At 59.4% G+C, this 10,790-nt stretch carries 14 protein-coding genes; all 14 read left to right on the top strand.

The annotated features are described in order from the left end of the window. The first annotated feature begins 31 nt into the window (after positions 1-31). The 14 genes from BLW80_RS08820 (at position 32) to BLW80_RS08755 (ending at position 10,676) form a co-directional block, all read left to right on the top strand. On the top strand, positions 32-517 hold the full coding sequence (locus BLW80_RS08820) for a transglycosylase SLT domain-containing protein (RefSeq protein WP_093757664.1): 486 nt from the start codon (positions 32-34) through the stop codon (positions 515-517). 74 nt (positions 518-591) lie between these two features. Beyond that, the gene (locus BLW80_RS08815) at positions 592-1,842 is read left to right on the top strand and encodes a flagellar hook protein FlgE (RefSeq protein WP_093757663.1); all 1,251 of its coding nucleotides are present in this window, start codon (positions 592-594) and stop codon (positions 1,840-1,842) included. A gap of 32 nt (positions 1,843-1,874) precedes the next feature. Continuing rightward, positions 1,875-3,344, top strand: a complete 1,470-nt coding sequence (gene flgK / locus BLW80_RS08810) for a flagellar hook-associated protein FlgK (protein WP_093757662.1) — start codon at positions 1,875-1,877, stop codon at positions 3,342-3,344. Positions 3,345-3,349: 5 nt separating this feature from the next. Continuing rightward, positions 3,350-4,393: a flagellar hook-associated family protein gene (locus tag BLW80_RS08805; protein WP_093757661.1), complete on the top strand. Its 1,044-nt coding sequence runs from the start codon at positions 3,350-3,352 to the stop codon at positions 4,391-4,393. A 28-nt stretch (positions 4,394-4,421) separates the two neighbouring features. After that, a complete protein-coding gene (flaF, locus tag BLW80_RS08800; protein WP_439074264.1) occupies positions 4,422-4,781 on the top strand; it encodes a flagellar biosynthesis regulator FlaF in 360 nt (119 codons plus the stop codon). A gap of 8 nt (positions 4,782-4,789) precedes the next feature. Continuing rightward, complete coding sequence (gene flbT, locus BLW80_RS08795; protein WP_093758186.1) at positions 4,790-5,197, top strand: flagellar biosynthesis repressor FlbT; 408 nt, start codon at positions 4,790-4,792, stop codon at positions 5,195-5,197. Positions 5,198-5,212: 15 nt separating this feature from the next. Continuing rightward, positions 5,213-5,623 carry a flagellar hook assembly protein FlgD gene (flgD, locus tag BLW80_RS08790; RefSeq protein ID WP_093757659.1) on the top strand — a complete coding sequence of 137 codons (411 nt, stop codon included), beginning with the start codon at positions 5,213-5,215 and terminating at the stop codon, positions 5,621-5,623. A 3-nt stretch (positions 5,624-5,626) separates the two neighbouring features. Continuing rightward, on the top strand, positions 5,627-5,893 hold the full coding sequence (fliQ, locus tag BLW80_RS08785; protein WP_068729862.1) for a flagellar biosynthesis protein FliQ: 267 nt from the start codon (positions 5,627-5,629) through the stop codon (positions 5,891-5,893). A 75-nt stretch (positions 5,894-5,968) separates the two neighbouring features. Beyond that, positions 5,969-8,056 (top strand): flagellar biosynthesis protein FlhA, encoded by a 2,088-nt coding sequence (flhA, locus tag BLW80_RS08780; RefSeq protein ID WP_093757658.1) that lies wholly within the window; start codon positions 5,969-5,971, stop codon positions 8,054-8,056. Further along, a complete protein-coding gene (fliR, locus tag BLW80_RS08775; protein ID WP_089263450.1) occupies positions 8,053-8,799 on the top strand; it encodes a flagellar biosynthesis protein FliR in 747 nt (248 codons plus the stop codon). Before flhA ends, fliR begins: the two co-directional genes overlap by 4 nt. Before the next feature lie 6 nt (positions 8,800-8,805). After that, on the top strand, positions 8,806-9,201 hold the full coding sequence (locus BLW80_RS08770) for a hypothetical protein (protein WP_093757657.1): 396 nt from the start codon (positions 8,806-8,808) through the stop codon (positions 9,199-9,201). Positions 9,202-9,237: 36 nt separating this feature from the next. Further along, the gene (locus BLW80_RS08765; RefSeq protein ID WP_093757656.1) at positions 9,238-9,702 is read left to right on the top strand and encodes a rod-binding protein; all 465 of its coding nucleotides are present in this window, start codon (positions 9,238-9,240) and stop codon (positions 9,700-9,702) included. 33 nt (positions 9,703-9,735) lie between these two features. Next, positions 9,736-10,227: a hypothetical protein gene (locus tag BLW80_RS08760; protein ID WP_244528069.1), complete on the top strand. Its 492-nt coding sequence runs from the start codon at positions 9,736-9,738 to the stop codon at positions 10,225-10,227. Beyond that, a complete protein-coding gene (locus tag BLW80_RS08755) occupies positions 10,224-10,676 on the top strand; it encodes a hypothetical protein (RefSeq protein ID WP_089263453.1) in 453 nt (150 codons plus the stop codon). The genes BLW80_RS08760 and BLW80_RS08755 overlap by 4 nt, the downstream gene beginning before the upstream one ends. The last annotated feature ends 114 nt before the right edge of the window (positions 10,677-10,790 follow it).

Here is a 10,790-nt window from a genome sequence, read left to right as displayed (position 1 = left end):
CGCTCGCGCCGGGGGGCCGTGCGAACGGGAGATGGCGCGCGCGGCACGTCGCCACAATGTGCCACTCGGCGTTCTCTTTGCGGTCGGTCTCAGCGAGACCGGGCGCAAGGGCGTGCTGAATCCCTATGCGCTCAATGTCGATGGTAGGACTGTGCTGGCCACCGATCTGCGCAATGCCGTTGCGCGTTTCGCCGAGGAGAAGAGCAAGGGCGCTAAGCTGGTCGATCTCGGCTGCATGCAGATCAATCATCGCTATCACGGGGAAAAGTTTCCAAGTGTAGAGGCGATGTTCGATCCCGCGCGTAATGTCGATTATGCCGCGCGATTTCTGAAAGATCTGCGTGAACGCGAGGGAAACTGGACGATGGCTGTCGCGCGCTACAACGCCGGTCCGACCAATGTCGTCGGCCAGAAACGCTACATCTGCAGCGTTATCGGCAGTCTTGTCGCGAGCGGATTCGGGTCATGGACGAGCAAGGCACGCGACTTCTGCGCGGAACGCACTGCGTCACGATGACCCTGTGGATAACCGCCAGCCTCGCACAAGCAACTTCAATTCTAATACTTCACAAGTGAAATGGAGGATGATCGATGAGTCTGTATGGGGTGATGCGCACAGGCGGCTCCGGCATGAACGCCCAGTCGAACAAGCTGGCAACGGTCGCAGACAATATCGCGAACGTGAATACCACAGGCTACAAGCGCGCCTCGACGGAATTCTCCTCTCTGATCCTTCGCAGCGGAACCGGAAACTACAATTCCGGCAGCGTCGAGACGCAGGTTCGTTACGCGATCTCTGATCCCGGTACGGCGAATTACACGACTTCTGCGACCGATATGATGATTCAGGGCAGTGGCTTTTTCGTCGTCAGCGATGCGGGTGGCACGCCTTACCTCACGCGCGCTGGCTCTTTCGTTCCGGATGGCCAGGGCAATCTCTACAATACCGGTGGCTACTATCTGATGGGCTACAACATCAAGAATGGCGCCCAGCCGAACGTCGTTGCCAACGGCCTTGGCAATCTCGAGGTCGTAAACATCGCGCAGCAGTCCTTGATGGGAAATCCGACGACCCAGGCAGGCATCAGTAGCGCCAACCTGGATTCCAATGCTGCGATCAGCGCCGGGCCGCCGAACTTTACGTCGAAAACGTCGGTCATCACCTACGATAATATTGGAAATGCGGTGAAACTTGACATGTACATGTTCAAGACAGCCGCCAATACATGGGATGTGCAGATCTACAACAGCGCAGGCGCGGCAGCAGGCGGCGGCTTCCCCTATGCAGTCGGGTCGCAGCTGGGCACCACCCAGACATTTACCTTCGACGTCAGCGCCACCGGCAAGGGCCGCCTCGCTGCCGCAAGCCCGACCTCGATGGCCTTCACAATCCCGGGCGGCTCGCCCGTCACTTTCGATATGTCGAGTATGACGCAGGTCGCGGACGAGTTCCAGTTCAAGGCCACGACCAACGGCAACGCGCCGAGCGCGCTCGACCGTGTGGAGGTGAGCTCAGACGGCACCATGTATTCGATCTTCGACGACGGCACGCGAATCGCGAGCTACAAGATCCCGCTGGCGACGGTGCCGAGCCCTGACAATCTCTCGCCCGAAGTCGGGAATGTCTATTCGATCAGCACCAACTCCGGCAACATCCAGGTCGATTTCGCGGGCAATAGCGGTCTCGGCACCATCAAGCCGGAGGCGCTCGAAGCATCCAACGTCGATCTGGCCAACGAGCTCACAGCGATGATCGAGTCGCAGCGTGGCTACACCGCGAATTCCAAGGTGTTCCAGACCGGTGCGGACCTGCTCGACGTGCTCGTCAACCTGAAGCGCTAGCGCACAGCGCGGATCACTGACGGGAGTCTCCAATGTCACTTACGGTCGCACTCAATTCGGCCCGCTCGTCGCTTATGGCGTCGGGCGTCCAGTCTTCCGTCATCTCGCGCAACGTCGCCGGCCTGCATCAGGACGGCTACTCCCGCAAGAATGCTCTGATCGTTTCCCAGCCGGGCAGCGGTGTCTATGTCAGTGGTATTCAGCGGGCCGCCAGTGCCGGTCTGTTCAACAATGTCGTCAAGGCTGTCTCCACCTCGGCACAGCAGGATGCCCTCTACAACGGTCTGCAAAAAGTTGCGGCGGTCACGATCGACGACCCCGAACTCGATCAATCGGCTGCGGCCCAGCTCGCCAAGCTGAAAAACGCCTTGCAGCAATATGCCTCGGCGCCGAACAACGTCACCTTTGCACAGACTGCCGTGACGGCGGCAAAGGGCGTCGCCACGGCTCTGAACGATGCGACCAATACTGTACAAACGACCCGGGCTGATGCTGATGCCGAGATGGCGACCTCGGTTGGCAATATCAATCAGTTGCTGGCTCAGTTCGAGACGGTGAATACGGCGATCATCAAGGGAACGATCTCCGGCTCCGACGTCACCGACTACCTCGATACGCGCGATAGTATTCTGTCGAAGCTGTCCCAGGAGGTCGGGATCACGTTTGCCACCCGCGCAAACAATGACATGGTTGTCTATACGGATTCTGGGGTCACGTTGTTCGAGCGTACCGCTCGCTCCGTAACCTTCAGTCCGACAAATTCCTACACGGCCGGCACAACGGGTAACGCTGTGGTCATCGACGGCGTTCCCGTCACCGGCGCTAACGCGATCATGCCGATCAGCTCCGGCAAGCTCGCTGGCCTGGCGACGCTTCGCGACGACAAGATGGTAACCTATCAGAACCAGCTTGACGAAATAGCGCGTGGCGTGATCGAGGTCTTTGCAGAAAAGGACCAGACCGCTGCCGCTGGGCCAGATCAAGCCGGACTATTCACCTATGCCGGTGGACCGACCATGCCGACCACGGGCGTGATCAATGTCGGGCTCGCCGGGACGATCAAGGTTACTGCTCTGGTCGATCAAGCGCTGGGTGGCAATCCGAGCCTGATTCGCGACGGCGGCATCAACGGCGCAAACTACGTCTACAATACCGGAGGCGAAGCAGGCTTTTTCGCCCGTATTCAGGGCCTCGTCGACGGCATGGCGGCATCTCGAACCTTCGATCCGGCTGCCCTGGGCAAACCCAGCGGAAGCCTTGTCGACTTTGCCGGCTCGTCGGTGAGTTGGCTGGAATCGCAGCGCAAGAGCGTGGGCGACGAGGCGACCTATAGTCAGACGCTCCTGGAGCGTAGCGCCGACGCGCTGTCGAATGTCAATGGCGTCAATATGGATGACGAAATGTCTTTCATGCTGCAGGTCGAGCGCACCTTCTCTGCATCGTCGAAGCTCATCTCGACGATCGACGATATGCTGAAAGAACTCCTGATGGCGGTGGGGTAATCGATATGGCTACAAATTTCATCTCGTCAAACTCGATCTCGACCACCCTGCGGATCGCCGCATCGAAAAGCCAAGTTGCGCTCGCAAAGGCGACCAAGGAAGCGACGACCGGCAGGTTGGCCGATGTCGGGGAGGGCCTTGGTGCACTCGCCGGCCGCGACGTCACTCTACGCGCAGAGCTTCTCGATATGGAGAAACTCGTCGATACCAATGCGCTCGTTGGCTCTCGCCTCGACGTCGCACAGGAGCGCGTCTCCCAGTTGATCGAAACTGCGCAGTCCTTCCAGAAGGACCTTCTGGCGGCGCGCAATTCGGCAAATGGCGGCGGCATCATTGCTCAGCCCGCGACATCGAATCTCCAATCACTTCTCACGTCACTCAATGTCGCGATGGACGGGCAGTATCTCTTCGGTGGCATCAATACCGGGCAGGAGCCTATGACGCCATACGAGGCCGGCTCGCCCAGCAAGACGGCGATCGATGCGGCCTTCACTGCCGCCTTTGGTTTCGCACCCGGCGCCGTGGGATCTGAAAACATTACACCCGCTGCCATGAATAATTTCCTCGACAATGCGTTTGCGACCGAATTCGACGATCCGGCCTGGGGAACGAACTGGTCTTCGGCATCTGATCAGGTCGTGCGTAATCGTATTTCCACGACACAAACCGTCGATTCCTCCGCCAGCGTCAATGACAAGGCGTTCCGGAAACTGGCGATGGCTTACACGATGCTCAGTGGGCTCGATGTGAAAAGCTTGAATCAGAGCACGTTCCAGGCGGTTACGGACAAAGCGTGGCTGGTGATCGCCGACTCGATCTCGGATCTGGCGAGCGTCGGTGCACGTCTGGGCACCTCGCAGGAGCAGACGACGAATGCGACCAGTCGTCTCAAGGTTCAGATCGACATCGTCAACAAGCAGGTCAATGCGATGGAAGTTGTGGATCCGGAAGAAGCGTCCGTCCGGGTCACGAGCCTGAAGAATCAGTTGGAAATGTCACACGCGCTGACAGCGCAAATTCAGCGACTCAGTATCCTCAACTATCTCTGATCGGCGGGCTGATCTATGAAGCAACAGGTTGTCGATTGAAATGACACTGGCAGGTTACGACGCGGAAATCGAGGATAGCGGCCGTGAGGCGCGATCCAGAGAACAACAAGCGCTCAATCACGGCATTGCACTGCTTCAGAAAATCCAGAGCGGAGCGCTTGCTTCATCCGAAGAGGCGGACGCATTGCTCTATATCCGCAATCTCTGGACCTTCTTCATAGAAGATCTGTCGAGTCCGCGAAACGGCCTGCCGGAGCAGTTGCGAGCGCAGCTGATTTCGATTGGCCTCTGGGTTGTCAAGGAAGCCGAGCGCCTCCGGGAAGAGCAACTGTCGGACGTGAGCGATCTCGTCGCCATCAATATCGTTATCCGGGATTCGCTGGCATGAAGAAGCCAATGTGCATATCGCTGCGATCGGGCGAGAAAATCTATATTAACGGCGCAGTTTTGCGGGTCGACCGTAAGGTGACGCTGGAATTGATCAACGACGTGACTTTTCTGCTGGAAAGTCAGGTCATGCAGGTCGCCGACGCGACCACGCCGCTCCGGCAGCTCTATTTCGTTGTGCAACTGATGTTGATGAGCCCGGGGGATATCGAGCAGGCGCGTGCGGTTTTTGGGCATCAGCGTTGCGCGATTTACGCGGCCGCCGACAACAAGGAATTGCTGCAAGGCCTCGATGCGATCGAGGAGCTCGTCGAGGCGAAGCGTTATTACGAGGCGTTGCGGAAGATCCGGGCCTTATTCGAAGTCGAACAGGCGATCCTTGGCAGCGCCGACATGCTGCTGCCGGTCGTGGCCTAACCCAGGGAGAGCGAGATGATCGTCAACGGCGTAGATACCGCGAAATCCACGACAGACACGTCGACGACGCCGCCGAAGTCGACCAGCATGATCGACTACAACGGCTTCCTGCGGCTTCTGATCGCGCAGATGCGCAACCAGGATCCCACCAATCCGACCGATTCAACCCAATATATGAGCCAGCTTGCACAGCTGTCGTCCGTCGAACAGGCGGTTCAGACCAATGCGAAGCTCGATACGCTGCTGTCAACCAGCGCGATTACCCAGGCAGAAGGCCTGATCGGCCGTACCGCTTCATTCACGGATGAAAGCGGAACGAGCACGACCGGCAAGATCAAGGAAGTCTATATCATCCAGGGCGGTGCGGTTGCGACGCTCGAAAACGGCACGAAGGTCCAGCTCGGGCCCGGCATTACCATTAGCTGAACCATGAACGAGCGCGACGCCCTCGATATCGCCCAGCAGGCGATCTGGACTATCATCGTTGCCGCCGGCCCGGCGGTTGGCGCCGCGATGTTCGTGGGCATCGTCATTGCCCTCCTGCAGGCGCTAACCCAGGTGCAGGAAATGACGTTGACCTTCATCCCCAAGATCGTGGTGATGTTAATCGTGGTCGCCGTCACCGGCTCCTTCATGGGAGCCCATATATTCGCCTTCACCGAAGTGCTCTACGGCCGGATCGAACGCGGCTTCTAGCCGCCATCGTCTCCACCATCTTCACGCAAGGTCGGCGCTGCACAGTGCGGCCATGATATTCGCGCGAGAATTGCCATGGCCGACGTAACGATTTCAGCCCTGCCGGCCGAACGGCGGGCCGGCACGGACGTCGCCTTTGCATTCGGCATCGTCACCATTCTGGTGATGCTGGTGCTGCCGGTTCCGACGATCCTGATCGACCTTGGCCTGGCCTTCTCGATCGCGTTGTCCGCGCTGATCCTGATGGTGTCGTTGTGGATTCAGCGGCCGCTGGATTTCTCGGCATTTCCCACCGTGCTGCTGATCGCCACCATCCTGCGTTTGGCGCTGAACGTGGCGACCACGCGCGTGATCTTGTCGCATGGCGGTGAGGGAGAGCACGCCGCGGGCTACGTCGTCGCCGGCTTCGCCAAGTTCGTGATGGGCGGCGACTTCGTCATCGGCCTGATTATCTTCGCAATTCTCGTCACCGTGAATTTCGTGGTGATCACCAAAGGTGCGACGCGTATCGCCGAAGTCGGCGCCAGATTCTCGCTTGACGCCATTCCCGGCAAGCAGATGGCGATCGACGCCGACCTGTCGGCCGGTCTGATCGATGACAAGGAAGCGCAGCGTCGGCGCCACGAGCTGGAGGAAGAGAGTTCGTTCTTCGGCGCCATGGATGGCGCCTCGAAATTCGTGCGCGGCGACGCCATTGCCGGCCTGATTATCACCGCCATCAACATCTTTGGCGGCATCATCATCGGCGTCACTCATCATGGCATGGAACTGTCACGCGCCGCTGACGTCTTCACCAAGCTCTCCGTTGGTGACGGCCTGGTCTCGCAGATCCCCGCGCTGATCGTGTCGCTGTCGGCCGGCCTGCTCGTCTCCAAGGGAGGCACGCGCGGCTCCGCTGAGCAAATGGTGCTGAAACAGCTCGGCAAGTATCCGCGCGCCCAGTCAGTTGCCGCGATGATGATGTTCGCCCTCGGTCTGCTCCCCGGCCTGCCATTTCTGCCTTTCGCGCTGCTTGGCAGCGCCATGGCGTTTATGAGCTTTACGCTGCCGCGCCAGCAGGCCGCCCGTGCGAAGGTCGAGCAGGCGCGCATCGCGCAGGTTCAGGAAAAAGCGCAGATCGAGAACAGGGATTCCGTCAAGGAATTGCTCAAGACCTCCGATGTCGAGCTCTGCGTTGGCAGTCAGCTTGCGATCCAGATGCTGAATGCCCATGGCGAACTGGCGCATCGCGTCGCCAAGGTTCGGCGGCGTTTCGCCGCCCAATATGGCTTCGTCATTCCCGAGATCAAGCTGACCGACGACCTCTCCATCGGGCCGAAGTCATATCGTATCAAGATCTACGGCACCGTCGTGGCCCATCACGAATTGCGCATTGGCGAGTCCCTCGTGTTGTTTGACGGCGATCGGAAGCCCGATGTTCCGGGCGACGAGACAATCGAACCCGCTTTCGGGATGAAGGCGATGTGGGTTCCGGAGACGTTTATTGATGAAGTCAAACAGGATGGATTCAAGATCGCTGACAATATCTCGGTGCTCCTCACGCATCTCAGCGAGGTCGTCCGCAACAATCTGGCCCAGCTCCTTACCTATAAGGACACCCGCGCACTGATCGATCGGCTCGATCCCGAATACAAGCGGCTGATCGAGGATATGGTGCCATCGCAGATTTCCTATTCAGGGCTACAGGCTGTGTTCAAGCTTCTGCTCGCCGAGCGGATCTCGATCCGCAATCTGCATCTCATTCTGGAAGCCATCGCCGAGATCGCGCCGCATGTGCGTCGGTCCGAGCATGTGGCCGAGCATGTACGGATGCGCATTGCGCAGCAGATCTGCGGCGATTTCGCCGACAACGGCGTGCTCAAGGTGCTCCGCCTCGGCAATCGCTGGGATCTTGCTTTCCATCAGAGCATCAAACGCGACGGCAAGGGTGAGATCGTGGAATTCGATGCCGATCCGCGGCTGGTTGAGCAATTTGCGGATGACGTGTCGGTTGCGGTCCGCAAGGCGGCTGCCAATGGCGACACTGCGGTGCTGGTCGCGCCGCCTGACGTCCGTCCTTATGTGCGCATGATCACCGAACGTATGTTCCCCACGCTGCCGGTGCTGTCGCATGTGGAGATCGCGCGGGGGGCCGAGGTGATGTCGCTCGGAGCCGTGTCTTGATCGCAAGCAGCTCCGTCTCCATCCTGGCCACGTTCCTGATTTTTTGCCGCATCGGGACTTGCATGATGGTGGCGCCGGGCTATTCCCGCGTCAATATCCCGACGCAGATCCGGTTGTTCCTCGCCATCAGCGTCACCTTGATGCTCACACCTCTGCTGGAGTCTACGGTCCGGCCTGCTGTGGAAGCGGCGACGGCGCCAGATCTCCTCCGCCTGATCATGTCCGAGCTGATGGTGGGCTTGGTCATTGGACTCACTGCACGCATGTTCTTCGCGGCGCTGGAAACGATGGCTACATTCGTCGCGTCGGGGATCGGTCTGACCCTCCCTGGTGTCGCCGACGATGGCGAGCATGTGCCGGCGCTGGTGCCGCTGATCACGCTGACTGCGACGGTGGTCTTCTTTGTAACCGACCAGCATTGGGAATTGTTGCGCGGCCTGGTCGGGTCCTATCAGATCTGGTTGCCGGCAACCGGGATCAGCGCCGAGGGCGGGCTAACGCAACTCGTAGATCATCTCTCCATGGCCTTTACGCTGGCGCTCCGGGTCGCAAGTCCCTTCGTCGTCTATGCTGTCATCGTCAATTTCGCGGTTGGTCTCGCCAATAAACTGACGCCAAGCATTCCCGTCTACTTTATCTCGATTCCCTTTGTACTCACTGGCGGTCTGTTGCTGCTCTATCTCACGGGCCGCGAAATGGTGCTGCAATTCAGTATCGCTTTCGCATCCTGGCTGTCCGGGTGACGAACCATGCAGAAGCGCGACCACAAGATCCGCCGTATCGCCGCCGTGCAGGCAAGGCTGCACCGGATTGCCGAGTGGCAGCTGATGGAATGCCAGGCACGGGAGAACCAGCTCGAGGAGAAACAGCGCCTCATTCTGGAAGGGTTCAATGATGAGAGCAAGCTTCCGGACCTCGCCGTGCAGACGGCGAGCCAGAGTTTGCGCGCCGCCAGCATCGAGCAAGGCGTCGTAGCCAAGACGAGGGAAAGACTGGCGGCGCATGCACGCGACGAAGGCCGCAAGCTGAAACATGCGCTGAAGATGGTGAAGTCGGCGGTCGGACGCACGGTTCGGGCCGATGAAAAGCGGGTTCTGGAAGATGAAGTCGACAAGGCCGTCCGGCGGTCGATCGAGGGAGCGTAGACCGATGAGAAATCTCGCAATTGCGGGGAGCGTGGCATGACAGTCGCGCCGGTATCGAACGATCTAATTGCGGATGTCATGAAGGCGGCGGATCCGGCCGCTCAACGCGTCGCGGCAACGAGGCTTGAGCGTATGGCGCCGGCGGGCGAGGCGAACTTCGCATCTGCGGTCGCCGACGAGTTTGCCGCAGGGCAGGCCGCCCAGAGCGCGAAGTCTGCCCCCGTCAGCGGCGGAGAGATAACGTCAACGCCGATCATCCGGAAGGCCGAGGGAAGCAATCCGGTCTACCGCAAGTTCGAAGCCTTCGTGCTGCAGATGTTCGTGGAAACGATGCTGCCGAAGGACGCCGAGGACGTATTCGGCAAGGGTACTGCCGGCAATATCTGGCGTTCGATGCTCGCCGAGCAGATCGGCAATGAAATGGCCAAGGGCAACGGCGTCGGCATCGCCAAGCAACTGGCCAAATCGCGCCCGACATCGGCTCCAACTTCCGAAGGCTAACGGCCGAATCCGGCCATGACAGTAGAGATCGACATGGAACAGATCGAACAGCAGACCTCAGTCATCCCCGTCGAGGCGCAGGCTCTGGCCTTGCCTGAGACCGACCTTCCTGAGTCGGCAGTGCAGGAAGCCCCCATTTCCGGCGAGGCGGACGATACGCCTGGCCAATGGCTCGGCACCCAAAGCAGCGCGCTGACCGCGATTGATCGGTTGAAAGCAACCATCGACGAAGAGACGGAGAAGCTTGAGGTTCGCGCCGTAGTGGACTTCGACGGCTTCAGTCAGCGCAAGAACCGTGGTCTGCTCGAGCTGACTCGCGCGATGCGGCTGACTCAGGACATCAAGAACGATCCGCGCGTCGCGCCGCAACTCACACTGTTGCGCGCCAGCCTGATCCGTAATCAAGCGGCGTTACAGATCCATCTCGATGCGGTGCGTGAGGTCTCGGCCATCATCGCGCGTTCGATCCAGGAGGTTGAATCGGACGGCACCTATTCCCTGGCGATCGCAGGCAAGCGCAAATGATGAAGCTGCTGATCACGGGCATTTGGGCCTGCCTCGTCACTGTGGGTACCAGTTTCGGGATCTCCTACTGGAAGGAGACTGCGGCCGCATTGCCCGCGAAGCAGGACCAACCTGAAGGTCTGGTTTATGAAAAGGTCAAGGTGATCAATGTGCCGATGATCGCCGACGGCAGCGTTCAGGGCTATATCGTCACCCAGCTCGTCTTCACTGCTAACGCCAAAGTCCTACGTCAGCTTCCGGTGCCACCGGAGCCGTTCGTCGTCGATGAAGCATTCCGTATGATCTATGGCGACCAGAAGCTCGATTTCAAGAATCTCGGTCGTTACGACCTCACGCAATTTGCGCAGACGGTGCGCGCGCAGGTCAACAAGCGTCTGCAGACGGAGGCGCTGCAGGAAGTCCTGGTGCAGGATTTCAACTATGTGTCGAAGGATCAGATTCGCCGCTGAGACTACAGCGAGTGGTCATCGCTGTGGTACGGTGATGCTCAATGATCTGGCGTGGTGGATGTGTGGTACTTCGCGTTAAGCGAGAAGCTCTGTGTCTTGCACAGCAGTTCGAGG

Source organism: Tardiphaga sp. OK245 (genome assembly GCF_900108575.1).
Lineage (GTDB): Bacteria > Pseudomonadota > Alphaproteobacteria > Rhizobiales > Xanthobacteraceae > Tardiphaga > Tardiphaga robiniae.
The sequence above is the reverse complement of the archived record's forward strand: the minus strand, read 5'-3'. Positions and strand labels throughout refer to the sequence as shown.

What these genes read in the sequence shown, in the direction of transcription:
- BLW80_RS08820 (WP_093757664.1), top strand. Translation starts at nt 32, where the DNA reads ATGGCGCGCGCGGCACGTCGCCACAATGTGCCACTCGGCGTTCTCTTT.
- BLW80_RS08815 (WP_093757663.1), top strand. Translation starts at nt 592, where the DNA reads ATGAGTCTGTATGGGGTGATGCGCACAGGCGGCTCCGGCATGAACGCC.
- flgK (WP_093757662.1), top strand. Translation starts at nt 1,875, where the DNA reads ATGTCACTTACGGTCGCACTCAATTCGGCCCGCTCGTCGCTTATGGCG.
- BLW80_RS08805 (WP_093757661.1), top strand. Translation starts at nt 3,350, where the DNA reads ATGGCTACAAATTTCATCTCGTCAAACTCGATCTCGACCACCCTGCGG.
- flbT (WP_093758186.1), top strand. Translation starts at nt 4,790, where the DNA reads ATGTGCATATCGCTGCGATCGGGCGAGAAAATCTATATTAACGGCGCA.
- flgD (WP_093757659.1), top strand. Translation starts at nt 5,213, where the DNA reads ATGATCGTCAACGGCGTAGATACCGCGAAATCCACGACAGACACGTCG.
- fliQ (WP_068729862.1), top strand. Translation starts at nt 5,627, where the DNA reads ATGAACGAGCGCGACGCCCTCGATATCGCCCAGCAGGCGATCTGGACT.
- flhA (WP_093757658.1), top strand. Translation starts at nt 5,969, where the DNA reads ATGGCCGACGTAACGATTTCAGCCCTGCCGGCCGAACGGCGGGCCGGC.
- BLW80_RS08770 (WP_093757657.1), top strand. Translation starts at nt 8,806, where the DNA reads ATGCAGAAGCGCGACCACAAGATCCGCCGTATCGCCGCCGTGCAGGCA.
- BLW80_RS08765 (WP_093757656.1), top strand. Translation starts at nt 9,238, where the DNA reads ATGACAGTCGCGCCGGTATCGAACGATCTAATTGCGGATGTCATGAAG.
- BLW80_RS08760 (WP_244528069.1), top strand. Translation starts at nt 9,736, where the DNA reads ATGGAACAGATCGAACAGCAGACCTCAGTCATCCCCGTCGAGGCGCAG.
- BLW80_RS08755 (WP_089263453.1), top strand. Translation starts at nt 10,224, where the DNA reads ATGATGAAGCTGCTGATCACGGGCATTTGGGCCTGCCTCGTCACTGTG.